The sequence below is a fragment of the Streptomyces sp. NPDC041814 genome, assembly GCF_055590565.1.
Window position 1 is genome coordinate 208,064 of sequence record NZ_JBVJAM010000012.1, and the last position, 16,717, is coordinate 224,780.

At 72.9% G+C, this 16,717-nt stretch carries 16 protein-coding genes; 14 read left to right on the forward strand and 2 right to left on the reverse strand.

Going from position 1 to position 16,717, the window contains the following annotated elements; translation table 11 throughout:
* The first annotated feature begins 61 nt into the window (after window positions 1–61).
* The 9 genes from ACZ6C6_RS27945 (at window position 62) to ACZ6C6_RS27985 (ending at window position 8,360) form a co-directional block, all read left to right on the forward strand.
* A complete protein-coding gene (locus ACZ6C6_RS27945; RefSeq protein ID WP_451341304.1) occupies window positions 62–271 on the forward strand; it encodes an MbtH family protein in 210 nt (69 codons plus the stop codon).
* Between the two features lie 45 nt (window positions 272–316).
* Window positions 317–1,315: a TauD/TfdA family dioxygenase gene (locus ACZ6C6_RS27950; RefSeq protein ID WP_469206471.1), complete on the forward strand. Its 999-nt coding sequence runs from the start codon at window positions 317–319 to the stop codon at window positions 1,313–1,315.
* Window positions 1,312–1,698, forward strand: coding sequence for a nuclear transport factor 2 family protein (locus tag ACZ6C6_RS27955; RefSeq protein ID WP_469206473.1), 387 nt, complete (start codon window positions 1,312–1,314; stop codon window positions 1,696–1,698). Before ACZ6C6_RS27950 ends, ACZ6C6_RS27955 begins: the two co-directional genes overlap by 4 nt.
* Window positions 1,699–1,745: 47 nt before the next feature.
* The gene (locus ACZ6C6_RS27960) at window positions 1,746–2,858 is read left to right on the forward strand and encodes a branched-chain amino acid aminotransferase (RefSeq protein WP_469206475.1); all 1,113 of its coding nucleotides are present in this window, start codon (window positions 1,746–1,748) and stop codon (window positions 2,856–2,858) included.
* Complete coding sequence (locus tag ACZ6C6_RS27965; protein WP_469206477.1) at window positions 2,855–3,358, forward strand: YbaK/EbsC family protein; 504 nt, start codon at window positions 2,855–2,857, stop codon at window positions 3,356–3,358. The genes ACZ6C6_RS27960 and ACZ6C6_RS27965 overlap by 4 nt, the downstream gene beginning before the upstream one ends.
* An 82-nt stretch (window positions 3,359–3,440) precedes the next feature.
* Window positions 3,441–4,988 carry a tryptophan halogenase family protein gene (locus ACZ6C6_RS27970; protein WP_469206479.1) on the forward strand — a complete coding sequence of 516 codons (1,548 nt, stop codon included), beginning with the start codon at window positions 3,441–3,443 and terminating at the stop codon, window positions 4,986–4,988.
* A gap of 121 nt (window positions 4,989–5,109) precedes the next feature.
* A complete protein-coding gene (locus ACZ6C6_RS27975; RefSeq protein ID WP_469206481.1) occupies window positions 5,110–5,622 on the forward strand; it encodes a flavin reductase family protein in 513 nt (170 codons plus the stop codon).
* Between the two features lie 60 nt (window positions 5,623–5,682).
* Window positions 5,683–6,513, forward strand: coding sequence for a dimethylargininase (gene ddaH / locus ACZ6C6_RS27980; protein ID WP_469206483.1), 831 nt, complete (start codon window positions 5,683–5,685; stop codon window positions 6,511–6,513).
* A gap of 176 nt (window positions 6,514–6,689) precedes the next feature.
* Window positions 6,690–8,360: a 2-isopropylmalate synthase gene (locus ACZ6C6_RS27985; RefSeq protein ID WP_469206485.1), complete on the forward strand. Its 1,671-nt coding sequence runs from the start codon at window positions 6,690–6,692 to the stop codon at window positions 8,358–8,360.
* A gap of 98 nt (window positions 8,361–8,458) precedes the next feature.
* Here the strand turns inward: ACZ6C6_RS27985 and ACZ6C6_RS27990 are convergent, their stop codons facing one another.
* Window positions 8,459–9,658, reverse strand: coding sequence for an acyltransferase family protein (locus ACZ6C6_RS27990; protein ID WP_469206487.1), 1,200 nt, complete (start codon window positions 9,656–9,658; stop codon window positions 8,459–8,461).
* 5 nt (window positions 9,659–9,663) lie between these two features.
* Entirely contained in the window at window positions 9,664–10,821 is a 1,158-nt protein-coding gene (locus tag ACZ6C6_RS27995; RefSeq protein WP_469206489.1) for an alpha/beta hydrolase, read from the reverse strand.
* A gap of 248 nt (window positions 10,822–11,069) precedes the next feature.
* On the opposite strand from ACZ6C6_RS27995, the gene leuC reads away from it, so the two are divergent.
* From leuC to trpC, 5 genes are all read left to right on the forward strand, one after another.
* Window positions 11,070–12,479 carry a 3-isopropylmalate dehydratase large subunit gene (gene leuC, locus ACZ6C6_RS28000; protein ID WP_469206491.1) on the forward strand — a complete coding sequence of 470 codons (1,410 nt, stop codon included), beginning with the start codon at window positions 11,070–11,072 and terminating at the stop codon, window positions 12,477–12,479.
* Between the two features lie 28 nt (window positions 12,480–12,507).
* Window positions 12,508–13,116, forward strand: a complete 609-nt coding sequence (gene leuD, locus ACZ6C6_RS28005; RefSeq protein ID WP_469206492.1) for a 3-isopropylmalate dehydratase small subunit — start codon at window positions 12,508–12,510, stop codon at window positions 13,114–13,116.
* Window positions 13,117–13,499: 383 nt separating this feature from the next.
* Window positions 13,500–14,216 carry an ArsR/SmtB family transcription factor gene (locus ACZ6C6_RS28010; RefSeq protein ID WP_469206556.1) on the forward strand — a complete coding sequence of 239 codons (717 nt, stop codon included), beginning with the start codon at window positions 13,500–13,502 and terminating at the stop codon, window positions 14,214–14,216.
* 368 nt (window positions 14,217–14,584) lie between these two features.
* Window positions 14,585–15,877 carry a cation:proton antiporter gene (locus ACZ6C6_RS28015; protein WP_469206494.1) on the forward strand — a complete coding sequence of 431 codons (1,293 nt, stop codon included), beginning with the start codon at window positions 14,585–14,587 and terminating at the stop codon, window positions 15,875–15,877.
* Between the two features lie 21 nt (window positions 15,878–15,898).
* Window positions 15,899–16,702: an indole-3-glycerol phosphate synthase TrpC gene (gene trpC / locus ACZ6C6_RS28020; RefSeq protein WP_469206496.1), complete on the forward strand. Its 804-nt coding sequence runs from the start codon at window positions 15,899–15,901 to the stop codon at window positions 16,700–16,702.
* Window positions 16,703–16,717 lie beyond the last annotated feature (15 nt).

A 16,717-nucleotide genomic window follows, 5' to 3' on the forward strand; every position in this document is an offset into this window, starting at 1 on the left:
CCCGCAAGACCCGCCGCCCACCCGTCGGACACCCCGTCGGACACCCCTGAGGAGAGGCCCCATGACGAACCCCTTCGAGAACGACGAAGCCACCTACCGCGTACTGGTCAACGCCGAGGGCCAGCACTCCCTGTGGCCCGACTTCGCCGACGTGCCGGCCGGCTGGGAAGCCGTCTTCGGCGCGGCCCCCCGGCAGGAGTGCCTGGACTACGTCAACGAGCACTGGACGGACATGCGGCCCAAGAGCCTCATCGCGGCCATGGGCGCCTGACCACCCCACCCCACCCCGACCCCGGAGACGAAAGGCAGGACGGCGATGAACGGGCCCGCGCCCGCGCCGCCCGCCGTGCTCGGCGACTGCCGAGGACGGCTGGACGGCACCTCACTGACCGCGCTCGCGGTCTACGAACCCGAGACCGGTGACCTGGACGCGCAGCGCTGGGCCACCGAACACCGCAACCGGCTGATGGAGGTCCTCGCCGTCCACGGCGCCGTTCTCGTCCGGCGCGCCGCGTACGACGCCGCGACGCTGAACGCCGTGGCCGAGGCCGTCGGCGGCGAACTGCTCACCTACACCGAGCGGTCCACCCCGCGCAGCAAGGTCAGCGGCAACGTGTACACCTCCACCGAATACCCGGCGAACCAGACGATCGTCCAGCACAACGAGAGCGCCTACTCCGCCGGTTACCCCAGGTGGCTGTTCTTCGCCTCCGTCGTGCCCGCCGAGACCGGCGGCGAGACACCGCTCGCGGACAGCAGGTCCGTGGTGGACGAACTCCCCGCCGGCCTGGTGGCCCGCTTCCGGGAGAAGGGCATCGTCTACACCCGAGCCTTCCGCGAGGGCATGGGCCTGACCTGGCAGGAGTCCTTCCAGACCGAGGACCGGCAGCAGGTCGAGGCGTACTGCCGCACGAACGGCATCGAGTACACCTGGACCGACGACGACGGGCTGCGCACCCGGCACCACAGGCCCGCCCTGGTCACCGACCCGGTCAGCGGCCGGGAGAGCTGGTTCAACCAGGCCCACCTCTTCCACACCTCGAACCTCCCGCCCGCCACCCGCGAAGCGCTCGGCGAGATGTTCGCCGAGGAGGACATGCCGCGGTCCGCCTACTACGGCGACGGAACACCCATCGCCGACGAGGACATGGACCTGGTCCGCGCCGCCCTCGACAAGTGCGTCCACGCCTTCCCGTGGGAACGCGGCGACCTGCTCATGGTCAACAACCTGCTCGTCTCGCACGGCCGCAGGCCCTACACCGGGCAGCGCCAGACCCTGGTCGCCATGGCAGGCAAGGGAGGCGACGCGCTGTGAGCACCGAGCACCCCGCCCCGGCGGGCGAGAACGAGGAAGTGGCCCGGGTCCGCGAGTACTACCGCCTGGTGGACGCCTCCGACGTGCCCGGACTGGTCGGCCTCTTCGCCGAGGAGGCCGTCTACCGCCGCCCCGGCTACCCGCCGATCGAGGGTCACGCCGGACTGGAGTCCTTCTACCTCGGCGAGCGCGTCATCGAGCGCGGCCGGCACACCCTGGACACCGTGGTCGCCGACGGCCGCAAGGTCGCCGTCACCGGCGCCTTCGAGGGCGACCTCAAGGACGGCCGCCACGTGACGCTGGAGTTCGCCGACGTGTTCGTCCTCGACATGGACCGGCGCTTCGTCCGCCGGGACACCTACTTCCACACCCCGCTGGTCTGAACCGCGCCGCGACCGCGGCCCCACGACCCGCCACTGAGGAGTCCGTTGTGAAACTCGTCAGGAAACCGGCAGCCCGGCCGCTGCCGGCCGACGAACGGGCACGGCGCACCGCAGCGCCCGCCTTCGGCACGGTGCTGACCGAGCACATGGTGTCCGCCCGCCACGACACCGCACGCGGCTGGCACGACGCCCAGCTGGAACCGTACGCACCTCTGTCGCTCGACCCCGCCACCGTGGGGCTGCACTACGCGCAGGTGGTGTTCGAAGGGCTCAAGGCGTTCCGGACGGAGGACGGCGGCCTCGCCGTCTTCCGCCCCGAGGACCACGCCCGCCGGCTGCGCGAGTCGTCCCGCCGGCTGATGGTGCCCGAACTGCCCGAGGACCTCTTCCTCGCCGGTGTGGACGCCCTCGTGGCCCAGGACCAGGCATGGCTGCCCGACGACCCCGACATGAGCCTGTACTTGCGCCCGGTGGTCTTCGCCAGCGAGGCGACCCTCGCGCTGCGCTCCGCCCGGGAGTTCCGCTATCTGCTGCTGGCCTGCGTCACCGAGGGCTACTTCGGGCGCGCGCAGCGGCCGGTACGGGTCTGGGTCACCGAGGAGTTCAGCCGCGCCGCCCCCGGCGGCACCGGAGCCGCCAAGTGCGCCGGCAACTACGCGGCCGGACTGCTCGCCCAGGAGGCCGCCCGCGCCCACGGCTGCGACCAGGTCGTCTGGCTGGACGCGGCCGAGCACCGCTGGGTCGAGGAGATGGGCGGCATGAACCTGTTCTTCGTGTACGGCACGGGGGACGACGCCCGCCTGGTCACCCCGCCGCTCGGCGGGACCATCCTGCCGGGCGTCACCCGCGACAGCGTCGTGCGGCTCGCCTCGGACCTCGGCCTGCCCGTCACCGAGGCGGCGGTGAGCCTGGAGGAGTGGCGCAAGGGCTGCGAGGCCGGCGAGATCACCGAGGTGTTCGCCTGCGGCACGGCCGCCCGCGTCAGCCCGGTCAACGAGGTGTGCACCGCGGACACGTCCTGGGTCGTCGGCGACGGCACCATGGGCACGGTGACGGCACGCCTCTCGCGCGAGCTGTTCGCCGTCCAGCGCGGAGCCGTACCCGACCACCGCGGCTGGCTGCGCCCGGTCCCCGGCACCGCCCCGGTGGGTGCGGCGTGACCGGCCCCGGACTCTCCACCGGCACCTCCCTGTACGAACGGCTGCTCGGGCTGCTCGACACCTCCGGGGTCCGTTACGAGGTGCTGGCGCACCCGGCCGAGGGCCGCACGGACCGGGCGAGCCGGCTGCGCGGCCACCCCCTGCCCGCCGCCGCGAAGTCCATGGTCGTCACGGTCTCCGGCAACAACCGCCCCGACAGCCACGTCATCGCCGTCGTCCCCGGCGACCGGCGGGTGGACCTCGCCCGGGTGGCCCGGCTGTGCGGCGGACGCAAGGCCCGCTTCACCGGCCGCGCCCAGGCCGAGGAACTGGCCGGCAGCGTCAGCGGCAGCATCATCCCCCTCTCCCTGAACGGGAACCTCGACGTGCTCGCCGACCCGGCCCTGCTGCGCGAACCCGTCCTCTACTTCAACGCCGCCCGCCTCGACCTCTCCGTCGCCCTGCGCGCCGAGGACTACCGCGCGCTGGCGGACCCCACCGTCGCGCCGATCACCGAATAGCGGCTCACCGGGCACCGCGCGGTCCCGTACCACCCCTGTCAGAAGCACCACCTCATGAACGGCTCTCAGCGGAGGAATTCCTGTGCTCTCCAAAGTTGTCATTGTCGGCGGCGGAACATCGGGCTGGATGACGGCCGCATATCTGCGCACCGCGCTCGGCGACGGCATCGATGTCACGGTGGTCGAATCCAAGCGCATCAAGACCATCGGGGTCGGCGAGGCGACATTCAGCACCGTGCGCCACTTCTTCGAATACCTCGGGCTGTCCGAGAACGAGTGGATGCCCAAGTGCAACGCCACCTACAAACTCGGCATCAGGTTCGAGAACTGGCGGGAGAAGGGCCACTACTTCTACCACCCCTTCGAGCGGCTCCGGGTGGTCGACGGCTTCCCGCTCACCGACTGGTGGCTCCAGCAGAAGCCCAGCGACCGCTTCGACCAGGACGTCTTCCTGATGTCCGCGATCTGCGACGCCCAGCGCTCCCCGCGCTACATGGACGGCAAGCTCTTCGAGCAGGACTTCGTGGAGCGGAGCGAGGGCGGCCCGGAGCGCAGCACACTCTCCGAGCAGGACACGCAGTTCCCGTACGCCTACCAGTTCGACGCCTCGCTGCTCGCCGACTTCCTCACCGAATTCTCCACCGAGCGCGGTGCCCAGCACATCGAGGACGACGTGCTCGACGTCGTACGCGACGAGCGCGGCTGGATCAGCCACCTCCGCACGCGCGAGCACGGCGACGTCCACGGCGACCTGTTCATCGACTGCACCGGCTTCCGCGGGCTGCTGCTCAACCAGGCGCTGGACGAGCCGTTCATCTCGTACCAGGACACGCTGCCCAACGACCGGGCCGTCGCCCTGCGCGTGCCGGCGGACATGGAGGCCAGGGGCCTGCGGCCGTGCACGACCGCCACCGCCCAGGACGCCGGCTGGATCTGGACGATCCCGCTCTTCGGGCGCATCGGGACCGGCTACGTGTACTCCGGCGACTACACCACGCCCGAGGAGGCCGAGCGCACCCTCCGCGAGTTCGTCGGCCCCGGCGCGGAGGACGTGGAGGCCAACCACATCCGGATGCGGATCGGCCGCAGCCGCAACTCCTGGGTGAACAACTGCGTCGCCATCGGCCTGTCCAGCGGCTTCGTCGAACCGCTGGAGTCCACCGGCATCTTCTTCATCCAGCACGGCATCGAGGAACTGGTCAAGCACTTCCCGGACGCCACCTGGGACCCGCGGCTGCGCGACACGTACAACCGCGCCGTCGCCGATGTGAAGGACGGCGTACGGGAGTTCCTCGTCCTGCACTACCGGTGCGCCGCGCGCAACGACAACGCCTACTGGCGCGATGCCAAGACCCGCGAGCTGCCCGACGGCCTGGCCGCCCGCTTGGAGGAGTGGCAGGCCAAGCTCCCCACCGAGAACACCATCTACCCGCGCTACCACGGATTCGAGTCGTACTCGTACCTGTCCATGCTGCTCGGCCTCGGCGGCGTCGACCTCAAGCCCTCGGGGGCCGTCGCCCTGATGGACGGCGCCCGCGCGGCCAAGGAGATGCAGCTCATCAAGGACCAGGCACGCGATCTCGTACGGCGCCTGCCCAGCCAGTACGAGTACCTCGCCCAGATGCACTGACCGGCCCGCGACGAGGACGCGGACGGGCCCCGGCGGCGGGCGCGTACCGCGGGCGCACCGCCGCGTCCTCACCGCGCGACCCGGCCGGACCACCCCACCCACCAGCCGAACGGGACCGCCCATGACCTCCCTGTCCTCCAGCGTCCGGCCCGGCACGCCCATGGCCTTCCGGTCCCTCATGGCCGGTTTCCCGACCGGCGTCAGCGTCATCACCGCGCTGGACGAGCACGACCGGCCCTGGGGCATGACGTGTTCCGCACTGTGCAGCGTGACCGTGGAGCCCCCCACCCTCGCCGTCGGGATGCGCGGCGAGAGCCCGACCCTGGCCGCCGCCCTCCAGCGCGGCCGGTTCACCGTCAACCTCCTGCACGCCGAGGCCCGCGACAGCGCCGAGCTGTTCGCCTCCGGCGACCCCGACCGCTTCGACGCCGTCGACTGGTCCCTTCCCGAGGGCGCCGGCGGCCCCCACCTGACCCGGGCCGCGCACGCCGTCGCGGACTGCCGCATCGTGCACTCCGTACGGATCGGGGGCCAGCACATGGTCTTCGGCGAGGTCTTCCGCATCACCGAACTCGCCGAACCGCGGCCCCTGCTGTACGGGCTGCGCACCTACGGCTCCTGGCCCGTCGACTGAAGCCCGCGCCCGCACCGCGACCCGGCGCCGCCCCGTACACCTACCACCGTCTGGAGCGACATGACCGCGGCCACCGCGCCCGCAAGCAGGACCGCCCGACCCCGGCGCTATCTGATGTGCCGGCCCAGCGCGTTCGACGTCACCTACGCCATCAACCCCTGGATGGACCCCGGCAAACCGGTCGACACCGCGCTCGCGGTGACCCAGTGGGAGCGGCTGCGCTCCCTCTACCTCGACCTCGGGCACACGGTCGAGCTCATCGACCCCGTCCCGGGCCTGCCCGACATGGTCTACGCGGCCAACGGCGCCACCGTCGTCGACGGCAAGGTGCTCGGCGCCCGCTTCCGCAACACCGAACGCGTGCCCGAGGGCCCCGCCTATCTCGACTGGTTCCGGGCGAACGGCTACCGCGACTGCCACGACCCCCGCTACGTCAACGAGGGCGAGGGCGACTTCCTGGTCACCGACAGCTTCGTCCTCGCCGGCCACGGCTTCCGCAGCTCCCGCGACGCCCACACCGAGGCGCAGGAGTTCTTCGGCCGTCCGGTCGTCGGGCTCCGGCTGGTGGACCCCGCGTACTACCACCTCGACACCGCGCTGGCCGTGCTCGACGGCGACGAGGTCATGTACAACCCGGCCGCGTTCTCGCCGGGCAGCCTGGAGGTGCTGCGGCGGCTGTTCCCCGACGCCGTCCTCGCCTCCCCGGCCGACGCGGCGGTCTTCGGGCTGAACGCGGTGAGCGACGGGCGCCATGTCGTACTCCCCGAATCCGCCACCGGGCTGATCCAGCAGCTCGGGGAGCGGGGCTTCGAGCCGATGGGCGTAGACCTGTCCGAACTCCTCAAGGGCGGCGGCAGCGTGAAGTGCTGCACCCTCGAACTCCGCGACTGACGGCCGGACCGGCCCCGATCCGGAAGCGCCGTGCGGGCCTCTCCTCCGCACGGCGCTTTCCGTTCCCCATGGAAGAACAAAGGAAAGGCACAGCGCTCATGGACACCAGCGAACCAGGAAGAACGGGAAGCGCGGGAAGAGAAGGAGAACAGGAACGCGAACGGGCGGACCGGGGAGTGCAGCGCCCCAGCCTGATGCCGGCCGCCAAGTACCTCCCCTACCGGCCCGTCGGCCTCGCCGACCGCACGTGGCCGGACCGGGTGGCCCGCACGGCGCCGCTGTGGTGCAGCGTCGACCTGCGCGACGGCAACCAGGCACTCATCGACCCCATGGACGTCGGCCGCAAGCGCAAGATGTTCGACCTCCTCGTGTCGATGGGCTTCAAGGAGATCGAGGTCGGCTACCCGACGGCCTCCCGCGACGACCACGACTTCGTCCGGCACCTCATCGAGGACGACGCCATACCGGACGACGTGGTCGTCCAGGTGATGGCGCCCATCCGCCAGGACTTCATCGACCGCACCGTGCACTGCCTGCGCGGCGCGCGCCGCGCGGTCCTCCAGGTGTTCAACCCCACCTCCGAGGTGCAGCGCCGGCTGGTGCTGCGGGCCGACCGCGACGAGGTGCGCGCCCTCGCCCTGAACGGCGCCGAACAGGCCCTGCGGCTCCAGGACTCCCTGCCCGGCACCGAGCTGTACCTCCAGTACGCCCCCGAGTCCTACACCCAGACCGAACCCGGCTACGCCCTGGACCTGTGCAACACCGTCCTCGACTTCTGGGCGCCCCGGGCCCGGTCCACGCTGCGGATCAACCTCCCCGCCACGGTCGAGGTCTTCCCGCCCCAGGAGTTCGCCGACCGCATCGAGTACATGCACCGCAACCTCGCCCACCGCGACCGCGTCCTGCTCTCCGTCCACCCGCACAACGACCGGGGGAGCGGGGTCGCGGCGGCGGAACTGGCGGTGCTCGCGGGCGCCGACCGGGTGGAGGGCACGCTCTTCGGCAACGGCGAACGCACCGGCAACGTCTGCCTGGTCACGCTTGCCATGAACCTGCTCACCCAGGGCGTCGATCCGATGCTCGACCTCCGCGAGATCGACCGGGTGCGCCGCATCGCCGAGGACTGCACCCACATGCCCGTCTCCCCGCGCCACCCCTGGGCCGGCGACTTCGTGTACACCTCCTTCGCGGGCACGCACCAGGACGCCATCAGCAAGGGCCTGCGGGCCAGGCAGGAGGCCGGCGACGACCACACCGCCGTCTGGGATGTGCCGTACCTGCCGGTCGACCCGAGGGACATCGGGCGCGACTACCAGGCCCTCATCCGCGTCAACACTCAGTCCGGCAAGGGCGGCATCGCCCACCTGCTGCGCCGCGAACGCGGCCTGGACCTGCCCAGGCGCCTGCAGATCGACTTCGCCGCCGTGATGCAGCGCGTGTGCGAGCGGGCCGGCGGCGAGGTCTCGGCCCACGGCCTGTGGCTGGTCTTCGAGGAGACGTACGCCCTGCCCGGGCTGGGCGTGGACCCGGACTGGGCCCCCGGGCCGGTGGAGGACGGGTCCGGCGACTGGGCCGAGTGGGCCCGTACCGCCGTCGCCACCGCACCGGTCGAGGCCGCCGTCGGGGACTTCGCGGTGGCCCGCGCCGGCCGGGGCGGCGAGCAGCACGCCGCGTACTGCGAGCTCACCACCGGCGACCGCGCCGTCTGGGGCGTCGGCATCGACGCGAGCCCTGCCGAAGCGGCCCGCCGGGCCCTGCGCGCCGCCGTCCAGCGGGCCCGCACCGGCCCGCGCGCGGCGCCCGCCCGCCCGGCGGCCCGCCAGGCCGCCGTGCCGGCCGCGGGCTGAACCCCGCGCGCCGACCCGCCGCGGGATTCCGGCCGAGTCGCAGTCGGCCGGAAGCCCGCGGCGGAGCCATGCCCCCATGAGGTGCCCGCTCGTCCGAGTCATCCGTACAGCGCGTACGCGGCGAAGCCGACGGCCAGGACGCCCATCACGGTGCGCGGGACGCGGGCCATGCCCGTCCAGGGGCGCTCGAACCGGCGGACCGCCAGCGTGACCAGGACCAGCACCGCCGCGAACACCGGCAGCCACAGCAGCCGGGCCGCGATCCACCCCACCGTGTCCGGCGCGCCGATCAGCCCCGGCACGGCCCCGGTCCGCGAGGCCGGCAGGGCCACCGCGAGCATCGCCGACTGGTGCCAGCACAGCACGGTCATCGCACACAGGTTCACCCCCACCGTCACCGCCCAGAGCCCGGGCCGGGCCAGCACCCGGGCCAGCCGCGCGCGGATCAGGACCGCCCCGCCGCACTGGGCGGCGGCCAGCGCCAGCACCAGCAGGGACGGCGGATGGGAGTTGGTGCGCCCCTGACCGGGGACACCGACCATGCTGGCCGGGTACCCGAACACGGTCAGCAGCGCCGCGAACACCACGCACCCGCCGACGAGCAGCCCCAGCGCCCGCCGCCGGTCCAGCCTCCCCCCGGCCCAGACGATGCCCAGCTGGTACGCGAAGAGCCAGCCCGGCACCACGGTGAGCAGCCCGATCCAGCCGGGCAGCGACCCCGACCAGGGCCCGTACCGCAGGAAGTCCACCACCGCCACCGCCGCGAACAGCGCACCCGCCGACCACAGCCCGAACCGCCGCGCCGCGCGCACGCACACCGGTGTGAGGGCGGTGAGCAGCACGTACACCCCGACGAACCACAGCGGCTGGATGACCAGCGTCACCGCACTGCGCAGCGTGCCCGCCGGGAACCCGGCCGCCCGCAGCACCAGCAGCAGCACCGCCCAGACCGCGGTGACCGCCACCACCGGCCGGCCCAGCCGCGCCACCCGGCGGCCCAGCCACACCCGGTCGCCCACCCCGCGCTCCCGGGCCCGGTTCCGGGACAGCACCGCGGCATGCCCGCCGACCAGGAAGAAGATGCCGAGCATCTGAAGGACCCAGCTGACCGGCGCCAGGCCGCCGAACGCCGCGAGCGGACTGGAGTTGCGCAGCGCGCCCGCCGCGTCCAGGGTGAACCCGCCGAGCAGCCAGTGGCCGAGCGGGACCGCGGTCAGCGCCAGCGCGCGCAGCCCGTCGAGGGCCCGGTCGCGGCGTTCCGGAGTGCGCTCCTCCACGGAACGCACCACACGGCGCACCCCGGTCAGCACGGCGTCGCGGAGCGGCCGAGCGCGATGGCGGAGAACGCCCCCAACGCGTCGCTGCCCGGGTCGAAGTAGCCGCCGTGGTCACGGACCCGGGCGGCGCAGAAACGACGGGCGCCGAAGTCCGGATCGACCGGGTCGGTGCCGTGGCCGAGGCCGAGGAAGTTCACCCCGGCCACCGTGCGCACCCAGTCCGAGGGCGCCCGGGCGGCCCACACCGCGGCATCGGTGCCCAGATCCGCCACCGAACCGGCCCGCACCCCGGGGGAGCCGAACAGGACCAGGTCCGCAATCGTGTCGCGGCCCGCCCGGGGCGCGGCCAGCCCGCACACCACGGAGCCGTAGCTGTGGCACAGCACCGCCGGCACGGGGGCGCCGATGGCGGCGAGCCCTGCCAGGAAGCGCTCCAGGCGCGGGGCCCCGGCCTCGGCGAGCCGGTCCGTCGCCGCGTCCACGCCGAGCCCGACGGGCGTGGTGTAACCCACCCAGACGACGACGGCCACCGGTGTGCCGGGCGCGTCGGAGCGCATCCGCTCGTACAGCGACCGGGCCCGCCCGGACCAGCCGACGTGCGGACCGGCCTCCTCACCGTCGTAGAACATCAGGTCCGCGTCCGAGCCGGGGACCACGACGGCCACGTGCCGGGCCCGGTCCAGGTCCCCGAAGACCTCGGCGACCTGGCCCCGGCCGCGCGGGTCGAAGGCGAGGATGCGGCGGCCCCCGGCCAGCAGGCGGCGGACCCGGCCGGCCCGCTCCGCCGCGTGGTCGCGCCCCCTGGCGGGCAGCGAGGCGTCGGCGGAGCGCGCGAGCTGAGCGGCGTACTCCGCCCGCAGCGCACGCTCGTTGGCCCGGTAGCGCACCTCGGCCGGTACCCCGTCCAGGTTGCCGACCGTCAGCGGGTGACGCCGCACCAGCAGCTCCCGCTCCCGCGCATCGAGCCGGGCGAAGAACCCCGCGACGCGGGACGGGGCAGCCGTGGCCGGGTCGGGTAACGACAGGCCCAGCACATGGTCCGCGCGCCATGCCGCCGCACCCGGTGCCGGGCCGGTGACCGCGATCTGCTCGACACCGGCGGTCCAGCTGCCCGCCCCGAGCACCGCGACGGCGCTCAGCACGAGAGAGATCCCGGTCCGCTTCCAGCGTGCCGTACGCGTCATTTTCGGCCCCCACCCCACGGCATTTCTCCCTCTTGCAGCACATCGTGCCGCCGGGCGTCGGGAAACACAGTGAGGGCAGAACCCCGACCGGGGTGACACAGAATGAACGCCGAGGCTACGGCGAGCTGTACCGGCCCTCTGTGGGACGCCATTTGAGCAGCGATTTTCATGCTCCGCTAAATGGTCTCGCCGTCCATTCGCGCCGATGTGAAGGTAAGGAAAATTTCGAGATCCGGTGCGGAGGCGGAATGATTCCGGCAACGAAGCCGAAAACGATGGCCGAAAAACTATGGGAAAGTCATGTCGTGCACCAGGGGGACGACGAACCCGATCTGCTGTACGTCGATTTGCACCTGACGCACGAGGCGACTTCGCCTCAGGCGTTCGACGGCCTCCGCCTCGCCGGGCGTGCCCTGCGCCGGCCCGACCTCACCCTGGCCCTGGAAGACCACAACGTACCGACCGACTCCTACCGGCTCGACGACCCGGTCAGCCGGACACAGCTGGAGACCCTGCGCGCCAACTGCGAACGCCACGACGTCGAGCTGTACCGCGCGGGCCACGACCGGCAGGGCATCGTGCACGTCGTCGGGCCCCAACTCGGCCTGGTCCAGCCGGGGATGACCGTCGTCTGCGGGGACAGCCACACCTCGACGCACGGCGCGCTCGGCGCCCTCGCCTTCGGCGTCGGCACCAGCGACGTCGAGCACGTCTTCGCTACCCAGTGCCTCGCCATCGACCGGCCCCGCACGATGGCCGCCGAATTCACCGGGCGGCTCCCGGCCGGCGTCGGGGCGAAGGACCTGGCCCTGGCGCTCATCGGCGCGATCGGCACCAACGGCGGCGAGGGCCACCTCGTGGAATACCGGGGCGACGTCGTACGCGCCCTGTCCATGGAAGCCCGCATGACGCTGTGCAACATGACCATCGAGGCGGGCGCCCGGGCCGGGATGATCGCCCCGGACGACACCACCCTCGCCTACCTCGCCGGCCGGCCCCACGCCCCGTCTGGCGCCCGGTGGGACCGGGCGGAGGCGCACTGGCGCTCCCTGCGCACCGACGACGGCGCGGTCTTCGACCGCACGGTGACCGTGGACGTGTCCGGCCTGACCCCCCTGGTGACCTGGGGCACGAACCCGAGCCAGGTCGCCCCGCTCGGCGGGGTGGTCCCCGACCCGGAGGCGATGGCCGACCCGGCGGAGCGTCAGGCGGCCCTGCGCGCGCTGGAGTACATGGACCTGAAGCCCGGAACACGGCTGCGGGACGTGCCCCTCGACGTGGTCTTCCTGGGCTCGTGCACCAACGGCCGGATCGAGGACCTGCGCGCCGCCGCCGACGTGCTCCAGGGCCGTTCCGTCGCCTCCGGGACCCGGCTGCTGGTGGTGCCGGGCTCGGTGCAGGTGCGCCGCCAGGCCGAATCGGAGGGGCTGCACGAGGTGTTCCTGGGCGCGGGCGCCGAGTGGCGGCTCCCCGGCTGCTCGATGTGCCTGGGCATGAACGCCGACCGGCTCCGCAACGGGGAGCGCTGCGCCTCCACGTCCAACCGCAACTACGAGGGCCGGCAGGGGGCGAACGCCCGCACCCACCTGGTGTCGCCCGAAGTGGCCGCGGCCTCCGCCGTCGCGGGCCGCCTCGCCGCACCGTCCGACCTCGGCTGACCCCGGCCGGCATCGCACAGGAGGATTCGTGGAACCGTTCATCGTGCACGTCGGCCGCGCCGTGGCGCTGCGCCGGGACAATATCGACACCGACCAGATCGTGCCGGGCGAGTTCTGTAAGCGGGTGACGAAGACCGGTTACGAGGACGCGCTCTTCGCCCGATGGCGCGAGCAACCCGGCTTCGTGCTCGACCGGCCGGAGCACCGGGGCAGCAGCATATTGCTGGCCGGTCGCGATTTCGGTATAGGCAGCTCACGGGAACATGCCGTCTGGGCGCTGCGGGACGGCGGTTTCAAGGTCGTCGTGGCGACCGGATTCGGAGATATTTTCCGGCGTAATGCAACCAATAACGGACTGCTTCTCGTAGATCTTCCGGAATCGGCCGTGCGGTCCCTCATGGAGCTGGCCGAAAAAGACACCGGGCTCGCCGTCACCGTGGACCTGGCGCGGTGCCGGATCGCGGCGGCCGGCCGGGACTGGCCATTCGCTATCGAACCGCGAGCGCGGCGGCGCATGCTGGCCGGTGAGGACCCGATCGCGGCGACCCTGCGGCACGTCGACCGCATCGCGTCCTACGAGCGCGGGCGGGCCGACTGGCTTCCGGCGCTCGGCGGGTACGGGGCGGTGCGGGAGTGACCGCGCGCGGACGATAGGACCGCTGAACCTGTCGGGGTACAGCAGGCTGTACCCCGACAGTGTCGTGGTCGGTACTGTGCTCGGCCGGAAGCGGGTGCAGGATTAAGGACAGTAATGACCGCAAATATCAAAGGTCCTTCGCGGGGGAGGGGTTAGTTGTGCGGCGCGTTCATCTCACAGCGGATGCTCTGTCGAGAGTCAGCGTGCTTCCGGAGGGGAGCCTCAGAAGAGAAACACTTTTCGCGCTGGAAATGCTGAGTTTAGGCGCGGGTGGTTCCGCGTTCAAGTTATGGCGGCGCCGCCTGGGTGGTTCGGAAGATGTCAAGGAACTCATCAGGCTGGCGCGGAGCGTACGACCTCTGACCGATATCGGGCAGCTCGTGATGCAGGACGAGGACCCGGAATCCGGCGCCGCCACCGACGTCCTGCGGAACCAGTCCCAGATCGCCCGCGACTTCGAACGGTTCTGCCGGGTCGCGGTGCTCCCGTACTGGGAGGGCATCAGCCGCCGGCTCAGCGCGGACCGGACCGCGCGGGGCCAGATCATGCTGAGCCACGGCATCGGACGCATGCTGGCCACCCTCCACCCGGCCGTCCACTGGAAGCCGCCGCTGCTGGAGGTCCCGGGGCGCGGCCACGACGTGGGATCCGCCACCACGCTCATCCTGGCCCCTTCGGTCTTCCTCGCCGGGCGCCCGCCCATCCTCACCGGACTGGGAGCGGAAAGCGGCCGGCTGATCCTCTCGTACCCCGTCCCGATCGACCCGAAGTGGGCGAACTCCCTCTGGCAGGCGTCCGAGGGCGTCGGCGGCGCGCTCAGCGCCCTCATGGGCCGCACCCGGGCCGCGGTCCTCCTCGCCCTGACCCGCAGCGGCAGCACCACCGAGATCAGCGAACGCGCGGGCGTCTCCTCGGCGACCGTCAGCCAGCACACCTCCGTCCTGCGCACCGCCGGGCTCATCACCACCGTCCGCACCGCGAACAGCGTCCAGCACGCGCTCACCCCGCTGGGAGACGCCCTGATCCACGAGCGCCTGGTCGGCCAGGAGCCGGACGACCAGCACCTCTCCCTCCTCCTGCTCGCCGACCGGGCCGGCTGACCCGGTCGAGCCGGCCGCCGCCGCGCACCGCCTCGCATGGTGTGCGTATTTCCGCTGGGGCTAAAAGGCATGGTCCACGCAGCCTCCACCGAGCAGGATGCTGCACGTCAGGGCCGGACGGGCACACCGGCCCGGCCGGCCGCCCGGCCCCGACCGGGTGCCCGGTCATGCCCTGCCAGGGGCACGACCGGGCCGCGCGTGCCGCCACCCCCGGTGCTCCCCGCGGCCCGCGCCGTCGAGCCGCCGATCGCGGAACGATCGCCACCGCCCCGCCCGCGCACGCCGCATCCGCACGCCCCGCACCGGCACAACGGTGCCGGGCGCGCGGGCGTGCGCGCCGCGGGGCGGCATCCCAGAGAGGAAGGCCCGTGGACGGCCTCTCGTACATCCCCGCCGTAGCGACGCTCGCGCTGATCGTCCCCGCGGCCCTGCTCGGCCGCCGGCTGGCACGGCTGCTGCGCCAGCCCGAGATCGTCGGCGAGATCATGGCCTCCCTGCTGCTCGGCTGGGTCCTGGCCGCCCAACTCGACTGGCGGCCACACGACTTCACCGGCTGGTCCCTGCTGGAGAAGGCCGGCCACCTCGCACTCGCCCTGTTCCTCGTGGGCGCCGTCCACGAGATCCGCTCCGGAACCGGGCAACTGCGCGGCCGCACCGTCGCGTTCACCGCGGCCGGCTCCGCGCTGCTCCCGCTGGGCTGCGGCGCGCTACTGGCCGTCTGGGTGCTCCGCCACGGCGGCCCGCAACTCCGCGGTGACGCCCCCACCAGCGCGTTGGTGCTCATGCTCGGCGTCTCCCTGGCCGTGACCGCCGTACCGGTCCTGGCCGGCATCCTGGCGGACCGGGAGCTCATGCACACCCCCGTCGGCCGGCTCTCCATGGCCGTCGCCGTCTCCATCGACGCGATCACCTGGATGCTGCTCGCCGTCGCCGTGAGCCTCGCCGCGGGCGGCGGCAAGGCCGACCCGTACACCGCCTTCGCCGTCGGCCTGCTCCTCGCCTGGGCCGTACGCCGGGCCGGCGGCACGGCATCCGCCCGCGCCTGGGCCGCCCGCGTGCCCCGCACCGTGCCCCTCGCGCTGACCGCGACGGCGGCGGTCGCCGCGGTCCTCGTCACCGAACGGCTCGGGCTGACCGATGTCCTCGGCGCCCTGCTGATCGCCCTCGCCCTGCCGTCCGACGACGGCCGGGGCGCCTGGACCGGCGCCGCCCGCACCGTCGGCGGCTGGGGCCGGGCCGTCCTGCCGCTGCTCTTCACGGTGACCGGGATGTCCCTCGGCGCGGCCCCGCTCGGCGACTTCTCCTGGCAGGCCGTCGTCCTCGCCCTGGCCCTCGCGGTCGGCGCCAAACTGACCGGCAGCTACCTCGGCGCCCGGGCCGCGGGCAGCCCTCCCGCGACCAGCATGCGGCTCGCCGCCCTGCTCAACGTACGCGGGCTCACCGAGATCGCGGCGCTCCAGACCGGCTACCAGGCCGGCATCCTCACCCCGCCGCTCTTCCTCGCCCTGTTCATCATGGCGCTCGCCACCACCGCGCTCAGCGCCCCGCTGCTGTGGCTCATCGACCGGTACGCCCCCGAGGACGACGCCCCCACCGCCGAGGCGCCCCCACTCCGGCCGGCCGGCATCGAACCCCGGCCACGCCACCTCAAAGCCCTCTGAACCCCACGGCAGGAGACGGACGTGAACGTACTCCAGGACATCGTGGCCGGCGCCCGCGAGGACGCCGCCCGCAGAGAACGCGAACGGGGCCTCGACCACCTGGTCGACCTCGCACACCGCGCGGCACCCCCGCTCGACGCGGCCCGCGCGCTGCGGCGCCCGACGGGCGTCCAGGTCATCGCCGAGGTCAAACGCGGCAGCCCCTCCAAGGGACCCCTCGCCGCCATCCCGGACCCGGCCGCCCTCGCCGCCGACTACGCCGCCGGAGGCGCGGCCGCCGTGAGCGTGCTGACCGAGGGCCGCCGCTTCGGCGGCTCCCAGGCGGACCTGGTGGCCGTACGGGACGCGGTCCGCACACCCGTACTGTGCAAGGACTTCCACGTCACCCCGTACCAGCTGTGGGAGGCCCGGGCCTGCGGCGCCGACCTGGTCCTGCTCATCGTCGCGGCGCTCCGCCAGCCCGAACTCACCGACCTCGTCGACCGGGCGGTCTCCCTCGGCATGACCCCGCTGGTGGAGGTGCACAGCCGCTGGGAGCTGGACCGGGCCCTGTCCGCGGGCGCCCGCGTCGTCGGCATCAACGCCCGCGACCTGCGCACCCTGGACATCGACCGCTCGCTGTTCGGGCAGCTGGCCCCCCGGGTCCCGGACGACGTCATCACGGTCGCCGAATCGGGGGTGCGCGGCCCGGACGACGTCGCACACCTGGGCGCCCTCGGCGCGGACGCCGTCCTCGTGGGCGAGAGCCTCGTCAGGTCCGGCCGGCCGTCCGCCGCCGTCACCGCCCTGCTCGAAGCGGGGCGCACGGTCCCGGCCGGCCGGTAACCACCCGGTGGGCGC